This window comes from Porticoccus sp. Uisw_050_02 (assembly GCF_047729555.1).
GTDB lineage: Bacteria > Pseudomonadota > Gammaproteobacteria > Pseudomonadales > Porticoccaceae > Porticoccus.
Window position 1 is genome coordinate 1,096,195 of record NZ_CP159825.1, and the last position, 24,690, is coordinate 1,120,884.

General features: G+C 40.8%; 26 protein-coding genes. 6 read left to right on the top strand and 20 right to left on the bottom strand.

The features are described 5' to 3' along the window. Positions 1 to 168: 168 nt before the first annotated feature. Positions 169 to 504, top strand: a complete 336-nt coding sequence (locus ABXT41_RS05260) for a hypothetical protein (RefSeq protein WP_415390476.1) — start codon at positions 169 to 171, stop codon at positions 502 to 504. 100 nt (positions 505 to 604) lie between these two features. Here the strand turns inward: ABXT41_RS05260 and ABXT41_RS05265 are convergent, their stop codons facing one another. Then, positions 605 to 913 carry a hypothetical protein gene (locus tag ABXT41_RS05265; protein ID WP_415390477.1) on the bottom strand — a complete coding sequence of 103 codons (309 nt, stop codon included), beginning with the start codon at positions 911 to 913 and terminating at the stop codon, positions 605 to 607. Between the two features lie 142 nt (positions 914 to 1,055). On the opposite strand from ABXT41_RS05265, the gene ABXT41_RS05270 reads away from it, so the two are divergent. Together ABXT41_RS05270 and ABXT41_RS05275 are read left to right on the top strand one after the other, a co-directional pair. Continuing rightward, on the top strand, positions 1,056 to 1,370 hold the full coding sequence (locus ABXT41_RS05270) for a stress response translation initiation inhibitor YciH (protein WP_415390478.1): 315 nt from the start codon (positions 1,056 to 1,058) through the stop codon (positions 1,368 to 1,370). A gap of 46 nt (positions 1,371 to 1,416) precedes the next feature. Further along, positions 1,417 to 1,581: a hypothetical protein gene (locus ABXT41_RS05275; RefSeq protein ID WP_415390479.1), complete on the top strand. Its 165-nt coding sequence runs from the start codon at positions 1,417 to 1,419 to the stop codon at positions 1,579 to 1,581. A gap of 40 nt (positions 1,582 to 1,621) precedes the next feature. On the opposite strand, the gene ABXT41_RS05280 is transcribed toward ABXT41_RS05275, so the two are convergent. The 13 genes from ABXT41_RS05280 to rluD all read right to left on the bottom strand — a co-directional run bounded on the left by ABXT41_RS05280 (position 1,622) and on the right by rluD (position 14,574). Beyond that, positions 1,622 to 2,677 (bottom strand): AI-2E family transporter, encoded by a 1,056-nt coding sequence (locus tag ABXT41_RS05280; protein WP_415390480.1) that lies wholly within the window; start codon positions 2,675 to 2,677, stop codon positions 1,622 to 1,624. Beyond that, a complete protein-coding gene (locus tag ABXT41_RS05285) occupies positions 2,674 to 3,006 on the bottom strand; it encodes a hypothetical protein (protein WP_415390481.1) in 333 nt (110 codons plus the stop codon). The genes ABXT41_RS05280 and ABXT41_RS05285 overlap by 4 nt, the downstream gene beginning before the upstream one ends. Positions 3,007 to 3,121: 115 nt before the next feature. Then, positions 3,122 to 4,708, bottom strand: coding sequence for a peptide chain release factor 3 (locus tag ABXT41_RS05290; protein ID WP_415390482.1), 1,587 nt, complete (start codon positions 4,706 to 4,708; stop codon positions 3,122 to 3,124). A gap of 183 nt (positions 4,709 to 4,891) precedes the next feature. After that, positions 4,892 to 5,395, bottom strand: coding sequence for a 2OG-Fe(II) oxygenase (locus tag ABXT41_RS05295; RefSeq protein WP_415390483.1), 504 nt, complete (start codon positions 5,393 to 5,395; stop codon positions 4,892 to 4,894). A 135-nt stretch (positions 5,396 to 5,530) separates the two neighbouring features. Then, complete coding sequence (gene rimI, locus ABXT41_RS05300; protein WP_415390484.1) at positions 5,531 to 5,977, bottom strand: ribosomal protein S18-alanine N-acetyltransferase; 447 nt, start codon at positions 5,975 to 5,977, stop codon at positions 5,531 to 5,533. Between the two features lie 20 nt (positions 5,978 to 5,997). Next, positions 5,998 to 6,597 (bottom strand): hypothetical protein, encoded by a 600-nt coding sequence (locus tag ABXT41_RS05305; RefSeq protein WP_415390485.1) that lies wholly within the window; start codon positions 6,595 to 6,597, stop codon positions 5,998 to 6,000. A gap of 7 nt (positions 6,598 to 6,604) precedes the next feature. Beyond that, the gene (locus tag ABXT41_RS05310; protein ID WP_415390486.1) at positions 6,605 to 8,152 is read right to left on the bottom strand and encodes a 2-isopropylmalate synthase; all 1,548 of its coding nucleotides are present in this window, start codon (positions 8,150 to 8,152) and stop codon (positions 6,605 to 6,607) included. 1 nt (position 8,153) lies between these two features. Further along, complete coding sequence (pssA, locus tag ABXT41_RS05315) at positions 8,154 to 8,954, bottom strand: CDP-diacylglycerol--serine O-phosphatidyltransferase (protein WP_415390487.1); 801 nt, start codon at positions 8,952 to 8,954, stop codon at positions 8,154 to 8,156. 192 nt (positions 8,955 to 9,146) lie between these two features. Next, on the bottom strand, positions 9,147 to 10,163 hold the full coding sequence (ilvC, locus tag ABXT41_RS05320; protein ID WP_415390488.1) for a ketol-acid reductoisomerase: 1,017 nt from the start codon (positions 10,161 to 10,163) through the stop codon (positions 9,147 to 9,149). Between the two features lie 76 nt (positions 10,164 to 10,239). Further along, entirely contained in the window at positions 10,240 to 10,731 is a 492-nt protein-coding gene (ilvN, locus tag ABXT41_RS05325) for an acetolactate synthase small subunit (protein ID WP_415390489.1), read from the bottom strand. Further along, the gene (locus ABXT41_RS05330; RefSeq protein ID WP_415390490.1) at positions 10,731 to 12,470 is read right to left on the bottom strand and encodes an acetolactate synthase 3 large subunit; all 1,740 of its coding nucleotides are present in this window, start codon (positions 12,468 to 12,470) and stop codon (positions 10,731 to 10,733) included. The genes ilvN and ABXT41_RS05330 overlap by 1 nt, the downstream gene beginning before the upstream one ends. Positions 12,471 to 12,801: 331 nt before the next feature. Continuing rightward, entirely contained in the window at positions 12,802 to 13,566 is a 765-nt protein-coding gene (gene pgeF / locus ABXT41_RS05335; RefSeq protein WP_415390491.1) for a peptidoglycan editing factor PgeF, read from the bottom strand. Between the two features lie 48 nt (positions 13,567 to 13,614). Continuing rightward, positions 13,615 to 14,574, bottom strand: coding sequence for a 23S rRNA pseudouridine(1911/1915/1917) synthase RluD (gene rluD / locus ABXT41_RS05340; RefSeq protein WP_415390492.1), 960 nt, complete (start codon positions 14,572 to 14,574; stop codon positions 13,615 to 13,617). A gap of 130 nt (positions 14,575 to 14,704) precedes the next feature. On the opposite strand from rluD, the gene ABXT41_RS05345 reads away from it, so the two are divergent. The 3 genes from ABXT41_RS05345 (at position 14,705) to nadE (ending at position 17,224) form a co-directional block, all read left to right on the top strand. Continuing rightward, positions 14,705 to 15,682, top strand: coding sequence for an outer membrane protein assembly factor BamD (locus tag ABXT41_RS05345; protein WP_415390493.1), 978 nt, complete (start codon positions 14,705 to 14,707; stop codon positions 15,680 to 15,682). A 142-nt stretch (positions 15,683 to 15,824) separates the two neighbouring features. Continuing rightward, entirely contained in the window at positions 15,825 to 16,298 is a 474-nt protein-coding gene (locus ABXT41_RS05350) for a DNA-3-methyladenine glycosylase family protein (RefSeq protein WP_415390494.1), read from the top strand. 74 nt (positions 16,299 to 16,372) lie between these two features. Next, positions 16,373 to 17,224 (top strand): ammonia-dependent NAD(+) synthetase, encoded by an 852-nt coding sequence (gene nadE / locus ABXT41_RS05355; protein WP_415390495.1) that lies wholly within the window; start codon positions 16,373 to 16,375, stop codon positions 17,222 to 17,224. A 6-nt stretch (positions 17,225 to 17,230) separates the two neighbouring features. Here nadE and ispH read toward each other — a convergent pair whose 3' ends face one another. The 6 genes from ispH to murJ form a co-directional block, all read right to left on the bottom strand. Next, positions 17,231 to 18,166: a 4-hydroxy-3-methylbut-2-enyl diphosphate reductase gene (gene ispH / locus ABXT41_RS05360; protein WP_415391458.1), complete on the bottom strand. Its 936-nt coding sequence runs from the start codon at positions 18,164 to 18,166 to the stop codon at positions 17,231 to 17,233. Beyond that, positions 18,166 to 18,633 (bottom strand): FKBP-type peptidyl-prolyl cis-trans isomerase, encoded by a 468-nt coding sequence (locus tag ABXT41_RS05365; RefSeq protein WP_415390496.1) that lies wholly within the window; start codon positions 18,631 to 18,633, stop codon positions 18,166 to 18,168. Before ABXT41_RS05365 ends, ispH begins: the two co-directional genes overlap by 1 nt. A 12-nt stretch (positions 18,634 to 18,645) precedes the next feature. Next, positions 18,646 to 19,122 carry a signal peptidase II gene (lspA, locus tag ABXT41_RS05370; RefSeq protein ID WP_415390497.1) on the bottom strand — a complete coding sequence of 159 codons (477 nt, stop codon included), beginning with the start codon at positions 19,120 to 19,122 and terminating at the stop codon, positions 18,646 to 18,648. A gap of 57 nt (positions 19,123 to 19,179) precedes the next feature. After that, positions 19,180 to 21,990: an isoleucine--tRNA ligase gene (gene ileS / locus ABXT41_RS05375; RefSeq protein WP_415390498.1), complete on the bottom strand. Its 2,811-nt coding sequence runs from the start codon at positions 21,988 to 21,990 to the stop codon at positions 19,180 to 19,182. Between the two features lie 22 nt (positions 21,991 to 22,012). Next, positions 22,013 to 22,954, bottom strand: a complete 942-nt coding sequence (ribF, locus tag ABXT41_RS05380; protein WP_415390499.1) for a bifunctional riboflavin kinase/FAD synthetase — start codon at positions 22,952 to 22,954, stop codon at positions 22,013 to 22,015. 138 nt (positions 22,955 to 23,092) lie between these two features. After that, a complete protein-coding gene (murJ, locus tag ABXT41_RS05385; protein WP_415391459.1) occupies positions 23,093 to 24,655 on the bottom strand; it encodes a murein biosynthesis integral membrane protein MurJ in 1,563 nt (520 codons plus the stop codon). Positions 24,656 to 24,690: the final 35 nt, after the last annotated feature.

Here is a 24,690-nt window from a genome sequence, read left to right on the forward strand (position 1 = left end):
AAATTATATAAAGGTAAATTGATTTTTATATTTTTCATTAATATAATTATTCCTAGTGGTGGTGCTTTACTGCTCACTTTAACTGCATTTAAAAAACGACTTTTTAATTACAGCTGCGCGGTTGCTCTCTATCACTGAAGAAACTGAACATACAAGAGCTTTTAAAAAATGACACAAAAAATCAACCAACAAACACGCAGAGCAAAAATAAAAGACCAGCCATTTGTAAATTTACTGATGCCAATAGGTTCAGATGCGGGAAGAGAAGATCTTGAAAAACAAAGAGCCCGTATAAGAAAGATCAATAGAACTGCAGCAAAGAAAATATTTGTGCCATTTTCAACAAATATGGAGCAACGAAAAGCTGCAATAGAGCTCCGAGCAAAGGGCAGGAAAATTGTATCAGGCTTGCCTGGTCAAGTTCCTGACTATGAAGACTTAGAGTGCTCGCTTCAACTGATTGAAATGGGCGGACAATTTATAGTAGCGCCGATCGAGCAGTAATCCTTATTGGGCGGGAATTTTTTGATCCTGCCTAAATTTATTGTTCTGAAAATTAAGCAACTGGATAAGTTATAAAAATTAGCTTTCTGTGGGTTTTCAGTCAGTCAATTTTTTCAGTAAATGGCTTTCCTGTAAGTTCGATCATTATTTCTTTTTTGCAGGTAATAATCGTCACTCTGTTTTCGCCAGGCCAATCCATAGAGACCAGGTCATCCATCAGCTCATCATCAAGCGCATCTGCTTGATTGATCTCGGCATAAGAAATAATTTCTGGGAACACAATACGTAATGACGGCTCTTCATCTGAGGGGTCTTCTAGGCACTCTATAAATAATAAACGCACATCAATGTCGTATACCAAATTAGAGATATAAGGGGAGCTATTTCCCAACAGTGTTGTTAATGTCATAAATTTTCCCTGAGATTTTATTTGGCGTCATGTATTAGCACAGCAAGTCACTTAGATGAGTATACATTAGTAGCCAAGTATTCTTTATTATGATTTACCGCTATTCTGTTTGAATGATTTTTTTATTTTATGGAGTTTTCAGGTGGCCAATGAGAGCAGACTAGTTTACTCCACAGAAACTGGTCGGATCAAGCACCCCAAAGAGCACAAAGACAGGCCGACCAGTGATGGAATAGTCCGAGTTTGTTTCGAGAAGAAAGGCAGAAAAGGGAGTGGTGTTACAACTATTTCTGGCCTGCAAATTCCCGATGAAGAATTAAAAAGTTTAGCCAAAAATCTTAAAAAACTTTGCGGAACAGGCGGCTCTTTAAAGAATTATGTCATTGAGATACAAGGTGACCACAGAGAAAAGCTGTGCGCAAATTTACAGAAGCGAGGCCATATTGTCTTGCAATAACAGCATATTTTTATAGTAGGCCCCACAAAAGCCAAAGTGAGTAATCTTGAACTATTTAAAATGTAATAATAGCTTTGCCGCACTAGGAGACGGCAGGGGCTTGCTGCTTGGAGAGGTTGAAGGTCCAACAGGAAAATGGGATGTACGTCCCAAGGGTGCAGGAAAAATACCCAAATGGAGTGAAGAAATAAGTGAGAGCTGCTCTTCCTAAAGGTATAAAAATACATTACATGAACAAGAAGTGATTTATGCTAATCATCGGAATGGTTTGGTCTCCCTGTGATTAATGAGCTGCTAGCGCCTAGCATTAGACCTATCCAGCGGGTACTTTGATCATTTTCGAGAGCAATTTTTACCATAACTGTCAGAGGTATTGAGAGCAACATTCCGACAGGACCTAAAATCCATCCCCAGAAAACCAACGATAAAAATACAACTAAAGGTGACAAGTTGAGTCCCCTGCCCATCAATTTTGGTTCCAGCACATTGCCAATCAGGATATTAATTACCATATAACTTGCAGCTACTAATCCAGCTGTCAACGGTCCCAGCTGTACTAGAGTTAGTAAAATTGCCGGAATCGCTGCAATAATAGACCCAACTGTAGGAATAAAATTCAGCAAGAACGCAATCAGCCCCCACATAACAGGGTAATCAACGCCAAATTGCCACAAAATAATTGTAACCAAGCCCCCGGTCAGCAAACTTAAAAGTGATTTAATCCCTAAGTAGCTATGTACGCTATCTAAGAAACGAGCTAACCCGTCATTGACTGATGCATTAGAGTTTTTTGCAAGTTGCAGTTTTTTGCTAAACCCAACCTCTTCGGCTAATATAAAAATCACAGTCAACAAAATCATAAAAGTATTGGTCAGTGCATTTCCAAAAGATGTCAGTGTATTGCCTGCAATCTGCATAATAGCACCAGGATTAAGGCTTTCTCGCATCTGCCCAGCATCAAGTATTAAGCCAAGACCACTTAACCAATGGAGCAGCACAGCACTCATCTCTTGAAGCCTATGTTCATAGCCTGGTAAATTTTTTCGAAAATCACCCACAGATGATCCTACCAGTGCGCCAATCAACCAGCCCACCAAGAACACACAACCTACAATTAAACAAATAGACAGTCCGCCTGGTACTTTTTTTGCTTTAAGCCAAGACAAAAGGGGGGAGAAAATGAGGGCTATAAACACTGATAGAAAAAAAGGTACTAATAACGCTTCTGCCATTTTAATTCCGGCAACCACTACAACAAAAGCAGCAGCAGTTACAAGGCCTTTTGTAAATGATGAGGATTCTTTCATGCGTCTGTTTCCAATAGCTCTATTAGTAGTTTTTGTATTTTTTTAACCCCCTGCTCTGTAAGAAGGTCGCTCGGATGATTCGTGCCCTCCACTTTGCTTATAACTTGGCAGCGCAAGCGAATATTTTCTAGTATTTCATTATGCCTAATCGGAAGCCCAAGAAATACCTCCCAATCATTAGTGGTAGCATTACCATTTAAAACTAAACGTAATAGCTCAACAACATTTTCCTTCTCTAGGCGATACACGGGAGGCCCGGTTCGTAAAAAAATTAGAACAGCTATTAGAACAAAAATGAAAGTAGCAACCAAAGTCAGTAAGAGGCTCAAAAATCCGCCGATTATTTAAAAACAGTAATAAAATTTACAACAAAAGATATGCTTTAACCATAATTTAATTTTCAACCTATTGTCGCTGAAAGAGACAATTATTGCTGTATGCACATCAGAGCTCCCTTGTGGCGCTAAATCTAAGATCTGGGTATCTCTCCTTTGTTAGAGATAAATTAACTCTAGTAGATGCAAGGTAGGTTAGATAGCCGCCGCCATCTAACGCTACACCATCTGGCACTTTTCGCTTTATTTCTTCTATTTTTCGAACATCGTCAGCCTCTATCCATCGGGCCGTATGTACATTTACTGGCTCATAAACTGCTTCCACGCCATATTCATCTTTGAGCCGAAAAGTGACCACATCAAATTGCAGTTGTCCTATCGCACCAACAATAATATCATTATTATTTAGCGGGAAAAAAACCTGGGTACTGCCTTCCTCAGACAACTGCTTGATACCTTTCTGTAATTGTTTCATTTTCAATGGATCACGCAGTCGGATGCGTCTGAATAGTTCTGGAGAAAAATAGGGAATACCGGTAAATTTGATATTCTCTCCAGTGGTAAAGGTATCGCCTACCTGGATAGTGCCGTGATTATGTATCCCAATAATATCTCCAGCCACTGCTTCATCTAGTGACACTCTCTCTCCCGCTTTAAAACCAACAGCATCAGAAATACGCAAATCTTTTTTCTGCCTAACATGGCGAATCTTCATTCCTTTGATATATCTGCCTGAGCAAATACGCACAAAAGCTATTCGGTCTCGGTGTTTTGGATCCATATTGGCTTGTATCTTAAAAACAAACCCAGAAAATTCTTCCTCACTCGCAGCTACATTTCGTTCTATTGCGGCCCTAAATTGCGGGGGCGGAGCTAAATCCACAAAATTATCTAGCATTTCTCTTATGCCAAAATTAGCCAACGCTGTACCAAAAAATACAGGGGCTAACTGTCCATTCAAAAACATTTCCATATCAAAAGAGTTTGTGGCGCCCTTCACAAGTTCTATCTCCTCCCTGACACTTATAGCCAAGTAACTCAAAAACTCACTTGCTTCATCCGAGTAAAGGCCTTCTATCCTCAAATCTTCAGGAATAATACTTCCTTGGCCTTGCTGGAAAACATGTATTGTATCTGTATGAAGACTGTACACACCCTTAAAGTCTTTGCCACAACCAATAGGCCAATTAATTGGAGCGCAGCTGATCTTTAACACTGCCTCTATCTCATCCAAAAGGTCAATCGGGTCGCGTATTTCACGATCCATCTTGTTTATAAAGGCTACTATTGGTGTATCTCTTAGTCGACATACATTCATCAACTTGATCGTACGCTGCTCTACGCCTTTTGCACCATCAATAACCATTAATGCTGAGTCTACCGCTGTTAGAGTACGATAAGTGTCTTCAGAAAAATCTTCATGTCCCGGGGTGTCCAGTAAGTTGACTATGCGACCTTTATAAGGAAACTGCATGACAGAAGATGTTACAGAAATACCGCGATCTTTCTCCATCTGCATCCAGTCAGAGGTTGCATGTCTATCGCTTTTTCTACTTTTTACTGTTCCAGCAATTTGGATCAGATTTCCAAATAATAAAAGTTTTTCGGTAATGGTGGTTTTACCCGCATCAGGGTGCGAAATTATCGCAAAAGTTCTTCTTAGCCTCACCTCTTTAGAAATTAAACTTGGTGACATTTTCTATTTTCCTTTGATGCAAAAATAAACGTACATAAAAAATTAATGCGGCTTTGAAAGCTACCAATGCAACGGCTTGAAATTATACACAGATTACCAAGGAAATAGCCCCCTGAACTGCATCTCAAAATAGCAGATATAAAAATCCTTTGTGGAAATTTGACAATATTTTTACAGCAATGATTACCAACAAGGACCTGAACGAAACCATCCAGCTATCGAAAAACGACTTTTCTTACTGGCCAACACCTCATGATAAACATCTTCGCTGAAGAAAATAACAACAGTACCAAGAACAGGCTCGACACTCATTATAATTTCTTCAGAATGATGGCCGTATATAAGCAACTCTCCCCCATCCCCTGCCATCCAATCTTTGTTTAGATAGACTACAATTGATAGCACTCTATTTGATTTTCCCCTAAAAGAATCCTTATGCTTTGCATAAAATCCATCTTTGCCATAATAAGAAAAATGACTCTCAAATGAAGACAACCCTAGAAATAATCGCCTATTCAGGTAGTCCTGCAACGATGACGCCCACTTAAGCCATTCTTTCTCACCATCAGTGGAGCCGGTAATCCAGGAGGTTCTGTCAGTACGAACAGATTTATCTATCGCATGATCATCTCCCCTTCCAACTCCAGCATTTGCAAATAATACTGAAGACGTTAATTCTAAGCGCATAGAGAGTTGGGCAAGAAATCCTGATGTCAGCCTCCTAGTTTGAACACTATAACCATTTGAAAAGAGATCGCCTGCTATCGCTTCAAATAAAGTATCTCGGCCATTTTCGTTTATATCTTTGTTTGTCTTAATAGCCTACAGCTCCATAGCCATTAGTAGGGCATCCTCAGATGTTAATGCGGTCTGGTAATAATTTTTTCTTTGGCATACCTCAACAAACCCAATATTTTCATATAAATAAATTGCACTAGCATTATTCACTCTTACTTCAAGGAAAAATCTTTGTGCATTTTCCGAAACAATAGCAATCAAATGCTCGAGCAAATAACGTCCGTGGCCTTTGTTTTGATGTTCAGGATGAATAGCAATATTAAGAATTTCAGCTTCGTTAACAACAATATTGTAAATTGTATAGCCTATAACATGGTCATCTAAGGTAAGGGTCAAGCCATGATGTTTCTCACAGCTATCAATGAACTGACTTTTCCGCCAAGGATGAGGCGTAGATTTTTGTTCAATCTGAGTAATATCAGCCACATCAGAGAGTGCCATAGGACGTATATTTAAACGATTTATTATCACAGTATGCACTTAGCAGTTATTTAATTTCTCTTTGCTAGGGATCGAATGGTTTCCCATACTTCTAACTTCGACGAAGGGTCCTTTAAAATTTCTTGCAGACTTTTAACAACAAAAGTGTCCACTACATCTTTTATTTTTATAGTTTTATCTACAATATCCGCATAAGGCTCTTCTGTAGAGGAGAATAACTCAAACGCTATTTTCCCCATAAACAGCACATTGGTTTTGCTGATGCGAGCATCAACAAAATCTGACATCATTTTACGAGCATCAGATTTATCTTGAAGGTCGTCACTCTCGACAGGCCAGTCAATTAGCTCAGCACGCGGTAAACTGCCAACAAGGAATCCCATACTACGCAAAATATTAGCAAGCAATTGGCACTGATCATCGTTTAATTTAGCATCGGCATCTAATTCGTTAAAAACCAAAAGCTCATCGCAGGGTTGCCAGCATGCTAGCCTAAAACTCAAGGGCGCAGCAAACACTGTATTTATGTTCCCTGTTGGCATTATATTTTTTTTTGGGGTTACTTTCAGCGCGTCAGTCGTCTCTATTTTAGATAAATACTGCGTTACACCTAAGTTAAAAAGATACCAAGTGCGTGACTCTGTATTCATAAGCCCCCTAAATGCCATCTAATTGGGGATGCAAACGATCTGGATTTTGTATTAAGTTAAGCGCATGCAGGTAAGCTCTAACACTAGCAACCAAGACATCGGTGTCAGCCCCCTGTCCATTTACAATACGGCCACCTTTTTCCAGACGGACAGTAACCTCACCTTGAGAATCCGTTCCAGCAGTTACCGCATTTACAGAATAAAGCTTAAGCTCTGTATCACTTTTTGCTAGTTTCTCTATAGCCTTGAATGCTGCGTCAACAGGGCCGTCTCCCTCAGATGAAGAATCGTATGACTCACCCTTATATTTCAAAGTAAGCGTCGCAGAAGGAGGCCGGCCTGTTTTTGAGATCACCTCTAAAGCTTCTAGTGTTATTTGATCGCCGTTCGATTCATCCAGTTGTACTTCTGAAACAAGGGCCTGAAGATCCTCATCATATATTTCACGTTTTTTGTCAGCCAAATCTTTAAACTTAGCGAAAGCTTCGTTCATTTCGGTCTTGCTCTCAAAATGAGTCCCAAGCTCCTCGAGGCGAGCCGCAAAAGCCGCGCGCCCAGAAAGCTTGCCTAAAACAATTTTATTAGTTTGCAAGCCCACATCTTGAGCACTCATAATTTCATAAGTTTCACGAAATTTAAGCACTCCATCTTGATGAATTCCTGACTCGTGTGCAAAAGCGTTAGCGCCAACAATTGCCTTGTTGGGCTGCACAGGAAATCCCGTGATGCTCGATACTAACCGAGACGTTGAAGTAATATGAATAGTTTCGATACGCGTCTCCACTGGGAAGATATCCTTTCGCGTTCTTACTGCCATCACCACCTCTTCAAGGGCAGCATTACCTGCGCGTTCACCTAAACCATTAATAGTACATTCTATTTGACGAGCCCCTTTCATGACAGCTGCCAATGAATTGGATACAGCCAAGCCAAGGTCATTGTGGCAATGTACAGAGAAAATTGCTTTATCTGAATTAGGGATAGATTCAATCAAACGACCAATAGTGTTTGCATACTCCTCTGGAAAGCCATAACCAACTGTATCTGGAAGATTAATAGTTTTTGCCCCAGCGCCAATAACACCTTCGATAACACGGCACATAAAATCAAAATCTGAACGGCTTGCATCTTCTAGGGAAAACTCGACATCATCTATTAAATTTCGAGCGTACTTTACGGCGGATACAGCCTGCTCAAAAACTTGATCTGGATTCATCTGAAGTTTATATTTCATATGGATTGGCGATGTTGCAATAAAGGTATGAATACGCCCTGAAGACGCCCCCTTTAAAGCCTCTGCAGCGCTATCAATATCCTGATTCTTGGCGCGAGCAAGACTGCAAACAGTGCTGTCTTTAATCGTCTCAGCAATAGCCTTAACTGATGCAAAATCACCAGGGCTGGAAACAGCAAATCCTGCTTCAATGACATCAACTCGAAGTTTCTCTAGAGCCTTAGCCACTCTCAGTTTTTCATCCCTAGTCATGGATGCACCAGGGCTTTGCTCCCCATCGCGTAGCGTTGTATCAAAAATTATTAATTTTTGTTTTTTCATATTACATCTTTACCCCATAAATCTTAGCTTTTAGCCATAACGCTGGAGCTGAAAAGCTATACACTAAGGCAAAAATAAATAAAATTCGAGGCGGGTCAATTGTCACCACAATAAGACCCATCACCACAGAAAAAATCACTACGAAAGGCACCTTTCCCTTAAGGTCAACTTCTTTCAGGCTGCGATAGTGAAAGTTAGAAACCATCAACAAGCCAGCTAAAGCGGTTACTGCCGCCACCAAAAATGCTAACTCATTTGTTAGCTCGATCCCATGACTACACCAGACCAAAGATGCTATCAGTGCAGCTGCTGCGGGGCTTGGAATTCCAACAAAACAATCGCTCTTCCCTGAATCAACTTGAGTGTTAAAACGGGCAAGCCTGAGCGCCGCACATGAGGCATAAATAAAAGCAGCAGCCCATCCAATACGGCCTATCTCGTTAAGTATCCAGCTAAAAGCCAGCACTGCAGGCGCTATACCAAAAGAAACCATGTCAGAAAGACTGTCATATTGGAGGCCAAACTCACTAGATGTGTTTGTCATGCGCGCTACAGTTCCATCCAGCCCATCGAAGATCATTGCAATAAAAATTGCAATTGCAGCTGCTTCAAATTTTCCATCCATCCCCGCAAGAATTGCATAAAAACCAGCAAACATAGCTCCAGTAGTAAAAAGATTGGGCAGAAGATAAACGCCTCTATGTCTAGCCTTTACATGCTCAAGAGGCAATTTATCGCCTTCGGTCGCTGGGGGTGAATCATTAATATTTGATGTATTATCTTGACCCTTGATATCGGTCATATCTAATCCTTCGGTATGTAACACAAAACCTACATTTATCTTTTTAGTGCATCCGTGTGGTTGATTATCCCCCAATTTTAGCTTCTACCCTAGAGTTCAATGCATTAAAGATTAATATTACATCAAACACTAAAGCATGAGATAAAAAAACCGCGCCTTGGCGCGGTCAACTAGGCGGTCACTTAAAAATGTCTAGTTTTTATCTTTATCTACCAACTGGTTGGCTGTAATCCATGGCATCATAGAGCGCAATTTAGCACCAGTTTGTTCAATAGGATGCGCTGCATTATTACGACGATATGCTGTCATAGAAGGGTAATTCATTGCTCCTTCTGTAATAAACATTTTCGCGTATTCTCCGTTTTGAATACGCTTCAAAGCATTGCGCATAGCTTCACGAGATTGATCGTTAATAATTTCTGGGCCAGTGACATACTCTCCATACTCTGCATTATTAGATATAGAATAGTTCATATTGGCAATGCCTCCTTCATACATCAGGTCAACGATTAGCTTGAGCTCATGCAGGCACTCAAAATAAGCCATTTCAGGAGCATATCCGGCCTCCACCAATGTTTCGAAGCCAGCTTTCACTAATTCAACCGCTCCCCCACAAAGAACTGCCTGTTCTCCAAATAAATCTGTTTCGGTTTCATCTTTAAACGTAGTTTCAATGATACCTGTTCTTCCGCCACCAATACCGGACGCATAGGACATAGCTACATCTCTTGCCTTGCCTGAAGCATCTTGATAAATTGCAACTAGATCAGGAATACCGCCGCCTTTAGTGAATTCATTGCGAACTGTATGTCCGGGAGCTTTAGGTGCAATCATAATTACATCTAAATCTTTGCGAGGTACAACCTGATTATAGTGAATTGCAAAGCCATGAGCAAAAGCCATGGTGGCTCCCTTCTTGAGGTTTGGCTCAATTTCATCTTTGTAGAGATGCGACTGAAATTCGTCCGGCGTAAGGATCATCACTAGATCAGCTCCAGCGACAGCCTCAGGAACGTTCTTTACAGCTAATCCAGATTGCTCAGCTTTAGCAACAGAGGGTGAACCTGGGCGAAGCCCTACGGTGACATCGACACCTGAATCTTTTAGATTCAAGGCATGCGCATGGCCTTGTGAGCCATACCCAATAATGGAAACTTTCATCCCCTGAATAATTGAGAGGTTACAGTCTTTATCGTAAGAAACTTGCATGTTTTTATCCTATATTTTTTATAAAACAAATAGTTATATTTTATGGAGTACCTGTAAAAATCATACTATAAATCAATCATACCTTCAGTATTTTTTCACCACGAGCTAACCCAGAAACCCCTGATCTAACTAACTCAAGGATATCTGCATAATTGATAGCCTCAAGAAAAGCATCAAGCTTATCGCTGCTACCTACGAGCTGTAATGTATATGCATTGACGTTTACATCAACTACTTGGCCACGAAAAATATCTATGCAATGATTAATTTCTGCTCTCTGAGCCTCGTTTGCCTTTACTTTCACTAGCATTAGTTCTCGTTCGATATGGGAGCCTTCGATCAAATCTACGACTTTTATCACATCTATTAATTTATTTAAGTGTTTGGTAATTTGCTCAATCACCTGATCACTGCCATGCGTAGTAAGCGTTAATCTAGATAACGTCAAATCATCAGTTGGGGCAACATTAAGCGTATCAATGTTATAGCCTCTCTGTGAAAATAATCCAACTACTCTAGATAGGGCACCCGGCTCATTTTCCATTAACACTGAAAGTATATGTCTCATCAAGTACGCTCCTTTTTGCTCAACCACATATCACGCATCGACCCATTAGGGGCAATATGCATTGGATATACATGCTCTGAACGATCAACATTAATATCCATAAAGACCAGTCGATCCTTTAAGCTAAAGCACTCCGACATTTTATCGTCCAGTTCATCGAAATTTGAAACCCGCATTCCTACATGCCCATACGCCTCTGTTAATTTTACAAAATCTGGCAAAGAATCCTCATAAAGACTAGATGAATAGCGTCCACTGTACTGCATGTCCTGCCATTGCCTAACCATGCCAAGAGCCTGATTGTTCAAACTAATAATCTTTATGGGAAATCCATACTGCAGGCAGGTAGACAGCTCTTGTATACACATTTGTATGCTACCCTCACCTGTCACGCAAGCCACTATTCCTGAAGGATAAGCTAGCTGGACACCCATGGCTGCAGGCAAACCGAAACCCATAGTTCCAAGGCCCCCTGAGTTGATCCAACGACGAGGCTTATCGAACAAATAATACTGGGCAGCAAACATTTGATGCTGGCCAACATCAGAGGTAACCCAGGCGTCACCGCCTGTTACTTTGTAGAGGCTTCTAATCACATCCTGGGGCTTAATAACATCGCCAGCACTCGGCTCATGTCGAGGTTGAGTATATATTCCATACTGTTCCCTCCACTCGTTTATCTGCATCCACCATTGAGACAAAGCCTCTTGATCTAGAATTTCTTTGTTGTCATTAATTTGATCAATCATTTGCTGCAATATAGTGCCGCAATCACCAACAATAGGGACATCTATAGTCACGATTTTAGAAATAGATGTAGGGTCAACATCAATATGTATAATTTTTGCAGATGGGCAAAACTTACTAGGAGTATTGGTCACCCTATCATCAAAGCGTGCCCCCACTGCGAGAATAACATCAGCTTCATGCATGGCATTATTTGCTTCTACAGTTCCATGCATTCCTAGCATTCCTAGAAACTGAGGATCAGTTCCCGGAAAAGCCCCAAGCCCCATTAGTGTATTTGTTATAGGTATATTTAACAGTCTTGTAAGTTCAGTTAACTGGGGAGATGCATCGCCCAAAACAACACCGCCACCGCTATAAATAATGGGGCGCTTGGCTGCTAATAAAGTCTTGATAGCACGTTTAACTTGACCGCCATGCCCTTTAGTTGTCGGGTGATAAGAACGTATTTTTATTTTTTCAGGATACTCGTAAGGTATGCGATGATGTGGTGCAGTAACATCCTTGGGAATATCTACAATAACCGGTCCAGGTCGACCTGTCCTTGCAATATAGAAGGCTTTGGCGATAACGCCAGCGATTTCGGATGCGTCCATCACTAGAAAGCTATGCTTAACTATAGGCCTAGAAATTCCGACCATATCAGTTTCCTGAAAAGCATCGCCACCAATTTTATCACGAGGAACTTGTCCAGATATAACAACCATAGGAATAGAATCCATATAGGCAGTTGCAATACCCGTTATCGCATTTGTGGCTCCGGGACCAGAGGTTACAAGAACTGTACCGACATCTCCGGTAGCGCGAGAGTAGCCATCAGCAGCATGCACGGCGCCCTGCTCATGTCGAACGAGTATATGCTGGACATCTTCCTGCTGAAATAGTGCATCATAGATATGCAGTGCTGCACCGCCAGGGTAGCCCCAGATGTGCTTTACCCCTACATCCTTAAGTGCACGAACAACTATTTCACCGCCAGAAAAAAGTTCCAATTTACAAGCCCTCAAATATGAATAAAATCACTCCGAAAAGCCTATCAAGGAACATAAATAGTATAATGCTGCAACATCACAGGTATGTTTGTTATAACACAGCAACTGAAAATATATCAGTGCTTCAGATTCATGGGTAAACAAATCTGTTCTGGATGCCGAGAAAACGCTGTTTACGCTTATCTAGCAGGCTGGCAAGGAGCCAGTTTGTGAGAGTATCGACCTAAGACCTCCCACAGAAGAACAAATTTTAGAGCGTAAATGCAATGTAGTCAAGAATATAGCTTATGCTTCTCGACTAAAACCAGAAAAACAGATGCTTTGCTGTTTTTCAAACAAACCATATTAGACTTGCCATTCTGCCAGTATTTCCATCTCGTCGATAGGAATAAAAATTCAGACGATCGCTGTAAGTACAACGATCGCCACCATAAATTTGAGTAACTCCTGCTTCATTTAAAATTACTCTGGCAAGTCCATATAAATTAGCCATCCATTTTTTGGTTTTTTTTTCATCTTCCTCTGTAGTTCTGAGAAAACAGGTATTAAACTTTTCCTTTATGCAGGGAGTGCTAGCGCTAGAAAGAAATGCCTGCCTAACTTCGACACCAACTTCAAAATTTTTTTGACTTATTGCGGGGCCAAGATAGGCCATTAGATCCCTAGGAGATACAGCAAGCTGCCTGATTGTATTTTTCACTATACCTGCAGACAAACCTCGCCAGCCCGCATGAATCGAAGAAACTATAGTGCCTTGTGTATTACAGATTAAAATTGGCAAGCAATCTGCCGTTGTCACAGCGCAAACGATACCAGCTATATCTGTAAAAGATGCATCTCCGATTACAGCTGGTGCACTACAAGTGGCTTTTATTACATGCGCCCCGTGCACCTGATCAAGTAGTTGCGGGGCTGATGGTAAATTTAATTCTTTTGACAGATCTCGCCAGTTTCTCTTAACAGAATCGACGCTGTCTCCTGTATTAAAGCCAAGATTCAAGCTATTCCATGGGGGTAGAGAGACACCGTTTTTCCTAGTAGTAATGATAGAAAACACATTTACTGGAGCCGGCCAGTCCGGTTTCAATATATTCATATCCGGATCAAAAATTTAAATCTATGGGCAATTTTCACAACACAGAACTCACTCATTGTTAGTTTCTGTTTTTAAGGCCTCCAATAAAATCACAAAATCTTTTGGTGCAGGAGCATGCCATTCTATATATTGGTTAGAAGTAGGGTGAATTAATCCTAGTCTTCCGGCATGCAAGGCTTGACGCCTAAAGCCCCGTAATACTGTTTGTAATTTCAAAGTTGCACCCTTAGGTAGCTTAAGGCGACCGCCATAAACTGAGTCACCAATCAAAGGGTATCCAATATCTGCCATGTGAACGCGTATTTGGTGCGTTCTACCCGTCTCTAATTTAACCCTAATATGTGTGTACTGAGAAAATTTTTCAATCACCCTATAGTGAGTTATTGCCTCTTTTCCACCATGACCAACAACGGCCATTTTAGTACGAATTTGAGGATGTCGCCCCATAGGCTTCTTGACTGTTCCTCCGCCTGTCATAATCCCTTGAGCAATAGCCTGGTATTCACGAGAAACTGTCCGTGATTGCAGCTGTTTGATCAGCGAATGATGAGACTCTAATGTTTTAGCGACAACCATAAGTCCGGTAGTATCTTTATCTAGACGATGCACAATCCCAGCACGAGGAATTTTTTCATTAGTCGAAATATGATGTATGAGGCCATTAAGCAGGGTTCCTGTGTAATTACCCGCAGCCGGATGAACAACTAGCCCGGCTGGTTTATTTATAACAATTATATCCTCATCTTCAAATACAATGTCTAGGCTGATGGCTTCTGGCTTCCATTCCCCTTCTGGTTCTAGCATTACGTTGGCTGAAAGCAGCTCACCACCGATAAGCTTATCCTTGGATCGACGAATATTTCCATCTACCAGCAAATCTCCTTTTTTTATCCATAGCTGCAATCGTGATCTTGAAAAGCCCTTAAATAGATCAGATGCAGCTTGATCTAAACGCATTCCACGGAATGATAGCGGTACACTTTCTTCTAGTTTTATAGTGTCTGACATATAGTCTCAGTTATTGATATTTTGTATACTGTCGAGGCTGTGGTTAAATACCATATCTTACAGATGTAGCGATGTCTAAAAAACACTTTAAGCTTAACTTAATAAAGTTAACACAGGGATGTGGTCATTCATGCGATTTTTGTTTTCAATACTACTACTTACATGCTTTTTAACCACTGGATGCACATGGTTTAACAACATGAATGGCATCTCAAGCGCTTCAGAGGATCTTGATACTACCAGCTACACAGAAAAAGATTTTTTTAATGCCATTCAAGGAGACCTTAAAGGTGGCTTTTGGTACACAGCTATTGATAAATTACATGCGCTTGAGGCTCAATATCCATTTGGAGACTACGCTGAACAGGCACAACTTGAACTAATATATGCTCACTTTAAAGCAGGTGAGCATGTAGCTTCCACTAGCGTTGCTGAGCGATTTATTCGGTTGCATCCACAAAACTCGAATGTCGACTACGCTTATTATCTAAAAGGGCTATCTTCTTTTGTAGAAAGTGATGGCATGTTCGGAAAGCTACTTCCGATAGACGAAACAAAACGTGATCCAGGGGCAGCCCGTAATTCTTTCTCTTCTTTCAGCGAACTGTTAAACCGATTCCCAGAAAGTCCATATGCTCCAGATGCTCAAAAACGGATGATCTACCTACGAAATATTCTTGCACGTCATGAGGTTCATGCAGCGAATTACCTCTTAACCCGTGGCGCATACCTTGCTGCTGCCAATAGAGGTCGCTATATTATCGAAAACTTTCAAAAAACTCCTGCTGTTCCAGACGGTCTTGCCATTATGGCCCAAGCCTACCATCTCATGGAAATCCATGATCTTTCCAATAACGTGGCTGAATTGCTTGCGAAAAACTACCCAAATCATCCAGTCTTAGACTCTAATGGAAAGTTTCAATATCAAACCACCTCATTGTCGCTAAAAAGAAGCTGGACCAACACACTAACTGCTGGGTTGTTTGATAAGCCAGCGGAACTTGGATTTGATTCCCGTCATATCTTTAATGAGCGCTACAAAAACATACCTAGAGGTCAGGATAAAACATCATGGACAAGCAAGGTTAGCTTTGGTGTGTTTGACTGATCATCATTTAAGCCTTTTCAAAAATCATCCTTATAGGGAAGAAATCTTTTTTTTATCTAAAAAAGATGTAGATCTTAAGTCTCTATTTTTAATGCATTCAAACTTTAGGCCATTCAAAAGAAAGAAGGGTTTTGAGGGACTAGTGCAACTAATCACCGAACAACAACTGTCTGTAGCTTCCGCCAAAGCGATATTCAACAGACTCAAAAAGATAGTCCCTATATTTAAGCCAAAAGAATTTTTACAAAAAAATGATCTGCAATTACAATCAACTGGGTTGAGTAGGCCTAAGATAAGCTATTGCAGGATCCTGGCTGAGAGAATTATCTCGAAAGATCTTTCTTTTCGTGTAGTTCATAAAATGAACGATGAAGAGCTAAAAAAAGAACTCTGCAAAATTAAAGGAATCGGTGCATGGACTGCAGAGTGCTATATGCTAGCCTCCCTTCAAAGAAGGGATATTTGGCCTGTTAAAGACGTAGGCTTGCAGGTTGCTATACAGAGAATTAAAAATTTGAAGAGTAGGCCTACTGAAAAAGAAATGGTCATGCTGGCAGCTGAGTGGCAGCCCTATAGATCAATTGTAGCCAATGCACTATGGGCATCTTATGATTAAATTTGTTTAAGCATTTCAAGAAAACAGCACCTATTAGCCTCTAGGTCAAAAACAGAGAACAAGGGCCCTCAAAAATGAATAATGAATTTACCTACAATGAAATTCGCGAACAAATGAAAGTTATGCCAAACATTGATCCTGAATTCGAAGTAAGGCGACGACTAAGTTTTATAAAATCAACTCTCATTAAATCAGGGCTGACACATTTAGTTCTCGGCGTAAGCGGTGGTGTTGATTCGGCGACCTGCGGAAGACTGGCTCAACTAGCAATAGATCAGCTTAACCAAGAACACCTAGGCCCTACATATGTTTTTATTGCCGTAAGACTTCCATATGGAGCGCAGGCGGATGAGGCGGATGCGCAGGCGGCCTTACAATTTATTCAGCCATCTAAAACTGCTTTTATTGACATTAAACCAAGTGTAAATGATATCCATGAAAAAGTAGTTAGCACTACAAATAGCAATGTAACGTTCACTAATGTAAAAAAAGACTTCGCCAAAGGCAACACTAAAGCTCGTATTCGCATGACAGTGCAATATGAAATCGCTGGTTTGTGTGAAGGGTTGGTTCTTGGGACAGATCATTCTGCCGAAAATATTACTGGATTTTATACAAAATGGGGTGATGGAGCTTGCGACTTGGCTCCCCTGTTTGGTTTAAGTAAAAGACAAGTGCGCAAAATTGCTAAGTTCCTCGGTGCACCAACCAAGCTCGTCAGTAAAACACCGACAGCAGATCTTGAATGTCTTGCTCCACAAAAAGCAGACGAGGATGTCTTAGGGATTACTTATGACAAAATTGATGATTTTCTAGAAGGAAGGCCTATCAGTGAAGAGGCAATGGGCACTATTGTTTCTCTCTTTAATAAAACCATACATAAGCGTAGCTCTATCGCAACAATTTATGATCATAGTAGTCCATAAAAGCTACTAACGAAGCTCTCGGGGAATTGAAAACTTTACATTTTCTTCCATCCCGACAGCCTCGATTGGAATTTTACATCCCATAAGCGCCAAAACATCAATAACAGAACTAACGAGGGCTTCTGGAGCAGAAGCCCCAGCCGTAACGCCAATCTTAGTTTTTCCCAGTAGCCACTCCTTATTGATCCCTTCAGCATCATCAATCAAATACGCTTCCACGCCGCAATGTGCAGCCAGCTCTTTCAAGCGATTAGAGTTAGAGCTATTAGCTGAGCCAACAACGAGAATCAAATCACATTCAAGAGCTAATTGTCTGACAGCATCCTGTCTATTTTGAGTGGCGTAGCATATATCATCTGTTTTCGGTCCCTTTATGAGAGGGAAACGCTTCCGCAATGCATTTATAATTTGAATCGTATCGTCAACAGATAGCGTTGTTTGGGTCACATAAGAAATTTTATCTGGATTTTCGACTTGCAATTCTTTTACGTCAGATTCGCTTTCTACCAGATAAATACGACCCCCGTTAGCGACTTCAGGATATTGACCCATCGTACCTTCAACTTCAGGATGCTCTTGGTGGCCAATCATTATACAGTCGCGACCCTCATCGCTAGATCGAGCAACCTGCATATGCACTTTTGTCACCAAAGGACAGGTTGCATCAAAGATTCTCAAATTTTTTTCATTAGCTTTTTTTCTTACAGATTGGGATACCCCGTGTGCACTAAAAATTACTGTCACATTATTCGGAATATCTTCTATTTCATCTACAAAAATGGCGCCACGCTCACGCAATATACCCACCACTGATTTATTATGCACCACTTCGTGACGAACATAGATGGGGGCGCCATAAATGTCTAGCGCTCGAGAAACTATTTCAATAGCCCGATCTACTCCAGCGCAAAATCCTCTTGGGTTGGCTAGCTTTACATCAATCAATGTTTTACCACTGGCTCAACAGAGAGAATTTTCACTTTAAAACTAACAGTATGTCCAGCCAAAGGATGGTTGAAGTCTACTATGACTATTTTTTCATCGAAATCTATCACTACGCCAGGTAATTCAGCTTTGTTTGCGTCAGCAAAGGATATCAATAACCCCACCTCAATATCTAGACTGTCAGCAAAATCTTTCCGAGAGAACTCCTGGATATTACTAGGGTTGTGCTGTCCAAAACCATTTTCTGGTTCTATAATAATTGTCTGCTCTGCTCCCGCCACCAGGCCAGTCAAAGCAAGCTCAAATCCTGGTAGCAATTTTCCGTCTCCAAAAACACAGGCGGCAGGATCTTTATCAAAATTAGAATCTACCAAGGATCCATCTTCTAAAGAAAGTGAAAAATGCAATGTTATTTTTGTATCCGGCCCAACAGGAGGCATCCCTGTATCAGATAATTTGCTCATAAGATCACCTATTCATACTTTTTTTGATACAAGAAAGCTCTCAAAAATTAAAAATACCGCTCCCAAAGTAATACTTGCATCAGCAATATTAAATACTGGCCAATGGTATATACCGTAATAAAAATCAATAAAATCAATAACATATCCTAAAAATATTCGATCGTACAGGTTACCAAGAGCGCCGCCTAAAATTAAAGCTAAAGACGTCGATAAAAAAAACTGTGACGCTTTCAAGCGATATAGCCAAACTATCAAGACAATACTTGCTGCCAATGAAATTATTAAAAATAACCAACGCTGCCAACCCCCAGCATCACTTAAAAAACTAAATGCTGCTCCCGTATTGTGCACCAAGGTAAAATCAAGCCCAGGAAAAATATTAATATATTCTCCATATAAAAAATTTTGAGTTATTGTATATTTAGCAAGCTGATCGGCAATCAACAAAACAATAGCTACAACATACCACCGCGCTATTTGCCAGCTCATAACATTAATCCTAAAAAATTAACTATAGCTAAAGACTGCGGGGAAACATGGGCACTCTTAGGCATATAAACGCTGCTCGCCCTGTCCATCAATATTTTCAATACAACGACTGCAAATATCAACATGTTTTGCATGAGAGCCTACATCTTCGCGATGATGCCAACATCGCTCACACTTTGCATGCTTTGTTCTGATGGCTTGTACCAAGAGCCCATCAATTTCTGTTGGTGCTACATCTACGGCATCACTAAGAGGTTTTATCTCAGCTTCAGAAGTAATAAAGACGAACCTTAGCTCATCCTCTAGCTTCTCTAGAGTCTTTTGTATTTCTTCGTTCACATAAACTATGACTTTGGCTTCAAGTGATTTTTGAATACCATCTTTCTTTTTTTCTTCTAAAATTTTGTTGACTGCATTTCGTACCCCTAAGATTAGCTCCCAGTCACTGGCTGTAATTTTGCCTCCAACAACAAATGGCAATTCTTTCCATTCGGCAAAAAAAACAGACTCTTCTCTATCACCAGGCATGCATGCCCAAATTTCTTCTGCGGTAAAGCTCAATATCGGTGAAATCCAACGGACAAACGCGTCTAAAATATAGTATATGGCTGTCTGGGCTGATCGCCTTGCGATAGAGTTTCCTTGGCAAGTATACTGACGATCCTTGATAATATTTAGATAGAATCCACCCATATCAGTAACACAAAAGTTATGCAGTTTCTGGTAAATATGATGAAATTGGTAGCTATCATATGCTGCTACAATTTCCTTATGCATCTTTATGGTTAGGTCTAAAGCCCAGCGATCAAGCGCTAACATTTCATCGATAGGCACCAGATTGTCAGAAGGATTGAAATCGTCTAGGTTAGACAAAAAGAAACGCGCTGTATTTCGGATTCTGCGATATGAGTCACCAGATCGTTTCAAAATTTCATCAGAAACACTCATCTCACCACTGAAATCTGTAGCTGCAACCCACAACCTCAATACATCAGCACCCTGATCGCTGATAACTTGTTGTGGTGATAATACATTGCCAATAGATTTAGACATCTTGCGGCCATCAGCATCCACAACAAAACCATGTGTCAAAACTGCCTTATAGGGAGCAGTATTTTTTATTGCAATTGCAGTTTTTAACGATGATTGAAACCAACCCCTGTGTTGATCAGATCCTTCGAGATAAAGATCTGCAGGAAATTGCAACTCTTTGCGCTCATCAAGAACAGCGGCATGGGTGACGCCTGAATCAAACCATACATCCAAGGTATCGCTCACCTTGTTATACTCATTTTCTTGGTCACCTAATAATTCCTTGGCATCTATTTCATACCAAAAATCTATGCCGTGCTGCTCGACGCCAGATGCTATAATTTCTATTAAGCGCGGAGTATCAGGATGAACATCGCCAGTCGATTTATGAATGAACAATGGAATAGGAACGCCCCAGGTGCGCTGACGGGAAATACACCAATCTGGGCTATTTTCAAGCATTCCATTAATTCTTGCCTGTCCCCACTCTGGATACCAAGACAACAATGGAACTGCTTTTTTTGCTTTTTTTAGCAAACTACCCTGAGTCATGCTAATAAACCACTGAGGGGTCGCACGATAAATCAATGGGGTCTTAGTTCGCCAACAATGAGCGTAACTATGTGTAATCTTTGTATTAGCAAGCAACCGATTTTTGTTTTTTAGGAGGCCCACGACCTTTTCGTCAACCTTGTAAACATGTTCTCCAGCAAAAAAATCTACGTCTTTTCGAAATATGCCGTTATCATCAATATAATTAAGGGTGCTAATATTATATTTTTCCGCAACAACAAAATCATCCACACCATGATCCGGCGCAGTATGAACACACCCGGTGCCAGCATCAGTTGTAACATGATCTCCAAGAATGACAGGTACCTGACGGTCAGAAAAAGGATGCCTCAAGACTAATAATTCAAGCTGAGAACCTTTAGCGTGACCCACCACCTGATACTCCTTTACCCCCCAGCGGGACAAAATAGACCCCACAAGACTTTTGGCAACCAAATATCGTCCCGGTAAACAACCTGGGGGCTGGCAAGCTAGGAGCACGTAATCTAGTTCGGGGTTCAAGCTAACTGCCTGATTTGACGGCAAAGTCCAAGGAGTTGTAGTCCAGATAACTACGGAGATATCACCAACACCATTAATCTCAGACATTGCTTTGCCGAAAGCCTCTTCGTCAGCCACAGGAAACGCGACGTCAATTGAAAATGAAATTTTGTCTTGATATTCAACCTCAGTTTCAGCCAGCGCCGATGCGCCTACGACACTCCAATAAACTGGCTTGTAGCCCTTAACTAAATGTCCGTTTTCAATAACTCTACCAAGGGCACGAATAATACTTGCTTCAAACTTTTTATCCATAGTGAGATAAGGGTTGCCCCATTCGGCAAAAACACCAAGTCGAATAAAATCTTCCTTTTGCCCTGCTACTTGTCGTTGTGCATATTCCCTACATTTTTGGCGAAAAGTTTTATGATCCACCTTGATCCCAGCTTTTCCAATTTTTTTTTCTACTTCATGTTCAATAGGGAGTCCGTGGCAGTCCCAGCCTGGAACATATGGGGCATCGTAACCACTAAGGGTTCGAGATTTAATCACAATATCTTTTAATATTTTATTAACGGCATGACCAATATGAATTTTACCGTTCGCATAAGGAGGACCATCGTGCAAAATAAACTTTTCTCTACCATGACGCTTTTCGCGCAACCTCTCATAGAGCTTGCTTGCCTCCCAGTGTTTAAGCATTTCCGGTTCCCTCTGAGAGAGATTAGCCTTCATCGGAAACGAGGTAGCAGGCAAATTTAAAGTTAATTTGTAGTCAGTCATTTTTTAAAATCTTCTTCTGTCTTTATGCAGTAAAATATTTTCGAGCGACCTGAATGTCGCGATTAATTGCTGTAACCATCATGTCCATGGAAGAAAACGTTTTTTCATCACGAATTTTAGCTTTAAATTCTACGTGAATTCTTTGTCCATACAAATCTTCATCAAAATCTAATAAATGGACTTCAAGGACCGGCTTAACTAAATCACCTATAGTTGGCCTGATGCCCACATTGGCAACACCCGCTAAGCGGCGATTACCCAACAATACCTCTACAATAAAAACCCCACTTAATGGGGCGCTGTATCTTTTTAGCGCGACGTTAACGGTAGGAATTCCAATCTCCCTACCAAGCCTCTGTCCATAAATAACGCAACCCGTGATCTTAAAGGTTTCACCCAGCAGTCTCTCGGCTAGAATGAAATTAGATGCCTCTAAAGCTGAACGAATACGAGTACTACTAATTCGCTCGCCTTGGTGCTCTAATGTTAAAGTATCAATGACATCAAAATTATTTTTATACCCAGCTTGTTGTAGCAGCCGATAATTTCCACTTCTATCGTGGCCAAACCTAAAATCATCACCCACTACCAAACAGCGAACTTTTAAGCCAGAAATCAAAACTTTTTCAACAAAATCTATTGCTGACAAGCTGCGCAAAGAGCGGTTAAATTGCAAACAAAAAATTTTATCTACACCCACATTAATGAATGCCTCAACTTTTTCACGCAAACGCATTAAGCGAGCTGGAGCCTGTTCGCCAGAAAAAAATTCTTGGGGCTGCGGCTCAAAAATCATAACAACAGAAGGCAACCCAAGCTCGTTAGCTTTATCAATCAACTGCCGTAATATAGCCTGATGTCCTAAATGGACGCCGTCAAAAGACCCGATAGTTGCAACACAACCACTATGCTCAGGCTTCAAATTATGCAAGCCTCTAATAAATTTTTTATTATCTTTGGTCACTTGCCTTGTTATCTTTAGTCACTTGCCATCGATTTCGAGAAATGAAACAAAATTATACCCATCCATGGCGATTAAAAACAGATTAGCTTCTTATTTATATTAGCATTAAGCTCAGCTTGAGCCGATCTAAGTCACAGCTTATTTATTTTTCAGATGAAAAAAGCGAAAACCGCCTAAAAAAAGAGCTGAAATATAAACCATTACACCTACAGCACACATCATGCTTAACCATCCAGCCCTTTCCCACCAGACCAATTCTAGCCAACTGTTCAGGTACGCAGTAAATCCATATAAAGTGACACACATCGCGATATTGGCATTCAACAACATAAATAAAAATTTACGCCAACCTGGCTCTGGAACATACACATCACCCTTACGCAAGCCGCGAAATAACAAAATACTATTTAGTATAGCGGCTAACGATGTTGCTAAAGCCAACCCAACATGTCCTATCTCTAAATAAAAATGAAAAGGTGTCGCTAAAACAATATTGAGCCCCATATTTACCGCCAAAGCTATGATACCTATACGAACAGGGGTTCTAATGTCTTGACGGGAAAAATAACCTGGAGCTAAAACTTTTATCATCATAAAAGCTACCACTCCCACTGAGTATGCACGCAAACTCATAGCAGCCATAGCCATATCTCGGGGCGTCATGACTTCTCCATAATAGAATAATGCTACTAAAATTGGCTCGGCCAAAATTATCAGCGCTATGGCTGCCGGAATAGCAATAAGCAAAACTAAGCGAATCGCCCAATCTAATGTGGCGCTGAACTTTTCAAGATTATCGGCGACATGTTGCCTAGATAGATTAGGCAATATGACGGTAGCAATAGCAATCCCAAACACACCTAAAGGCAGCTCGGCTAAACGGTCAGAATAGTAAAGCCAAGAAATACTTCCCGTGGGAAGAAGTGAGGCTATCATGGTATCCAGCAAAAGATTTATTTGACTCACTGAAACGCCAAAAATTGCTGGGGCCATTAACTTCAGTATCTTGACAACCCCCTCATCACGCCAGCCTAAAGCAGGGGAAGGAATCATATGAATTTGAGCTAAAAATGGTAGCTGAAATAACAACTGTATTATACCTGCAGCTAAAACACCCCAAGCAAGAGCATATACAGGCTCATCAAACCATGGGGAGACAAAAATCGCTGCAACTATCAAGGATATGTTTAAAAAAACGGGAGTGATGGCAGGAACTGCAAATCTATCATAGCTATTAAGAATTGCTCCGGCAAACCCTGTTAAGGATATTAGCATTAAGTAGGGGAATGTAATCTTCAACATGTCGCTAGCAGCAGCAAATTTATCTGGATCATCTAACCAAAAGCCAAATGCAAAAATACCGGTAATCAAGGGAGCCGCTATGACAACTAAAACTGTAACCGCAATAAGTATGGATCCTAAAACCCCAGCTACGCTATTTATTAAAGCTTTTACTGCAGCCTGACTGCCGGCCTCTCTATATTCAGCTAAAACAGGCACAAAAGCTTGAGAAAAAGCACCTTCAGCAAAAAGTCGCCGAAAAAAATTAGGGATTTTAAACGCAACAAAAAAAGCATCTGCCATGGCATCTGCGCCAATAAACCTGGCTATAACGATATCTCGTAACAACCCCAAGACCCTAGAGCACATGGTCATGGAAGCGACTACCCCGCTAGATCTTAATAATCCCACTGGTTCCACTAGAGGGTCTGGCTGCTTGCTTATATCAAGCGCAT

What these genes read in the sequence shown, in the direction of transcription:
- ABXT41_RS05260 (WP_415390476.1), top strand. Translation starts at nt 169, where the DNA reads ATGACACAAAAAATCAACCAACAAACACGCAGAGCAAAAATAAAAGAC.
- ABXT41_RS05265 (WP_415390477.1), bottom strand. Translation starts at nt 913, where the DNA reads ATGACATTAACAACACTGTTGGGAAATAGCTCCCCTTATATCTCTAAT.
- ABXT41_RS05280 (WP_415390480.1), bottom strand. Translation starts at nt 2,677, where the DNA reads ATGAAAGAATCCTCATCATTTACAAAAGGCCTTGTAACTGCTGCTGCT.
- ABXT41_RS05290 (WP_415390482.1), bottom strand. Translation starts at nt 4,708, where the DNA reads ATGTCACCAAGTTTAATTTCTAAAGAGGTGAGGCTAAGAAGAACTTTT.
- ABXT41_RS05295 (WP_415390483.1), bottom strand. Translation starts at nt 5,395, where the DNA reads ATGCGCTTAGAATTAACGTCTTCAGTATTATTTGCAAATGCTGGAGTT.
- ABXT41_RS05305 (WP_415390485.1), bottom strand. Translation starts at nt 6,597, where the DNA reads ATGAATACAGAGTCACGCACTTGGTATCTTTTTAACTTAGGTGTAACG.
- ABXT41_RS05310 (WP_415390486.1), bottom strand. Translation starts at nt 8,152, where the DNA reads ATGAAAAAACAAAAATTAATAATTTTTGATACAACGCTACGCGATGGG.
- pssA (WP_415390487.1), bottom strand. Translation starts at nt 8,954, where the DNA reads ATGACCGATATCAAGGGTCAAGATAATACATCAAATATTAATGATTCA.
- ilvC (WP_415390488.1), bottom strand. Translation starts at nt 10,163, where the DNA reads ATGCAAGTTTCTTACGATAAAGACTGTAACCTCTCAATTATTCAGGGG.
- ilvN (WP_415390489.1), bottom strand. Translation starts at nt 10,731, where the DNA reads ATGAGACATATACTTTCAGTGTTAATGGAAAATGAGCCGGGTGCCCTA.
- pgeF (WP_415390491.1), bottom strand. Translation starts at nt 13,566, where the DNA reads ATGAATATATTGAAACCGGACTGGCCGGCTCCAGTAAATGTGTTTTCT.
- rluD (WP_415390492.1), bottom strand. Translation starts at nt 14,574, where the DNA reads ATGTCAGACACTATAAAACTAGAAGAAAGTGTACCGCTATCATTCCGT.
- ABXT41_RS05345 (WP_415390493.1), top strand. Translation starts at nt 14,705, where the DNA reads ATGCGATTTTTGTTTTCAATACTACTACTTACATGCTTTTTAACCACT.
- nadE (WP_415390495.1), top strand. Translation starts at nt 16,373, where the DNA reads ATGAATAATGAATTTACCTACAATGAAATTCGCGAACAAATGAAAGTT.
- ABXT41_RS05365 (WP_415390496.1), bottom strand. Translation starts at nt 18,633, where the DNA reads ATGAGCAAATTATCTGATACAGGGATGCCTCCTGTTGGGCCGGATACA.
- lspA (WP_415390497.1), bottom strand. Translation starts at nt 19,122, where the DNA reads ATGAGCTGGCAAATAGCGCGGTGGTATGTTGTAGCTATTGTTTTGTTG.
- ileS (WP_415390498.1), bottom strand. Translation starts at nt 21,990, where the DNA reads ATGACTGACTACAAATTAACTTTAAATTTGCCTGCTACCTCGTTTCCG.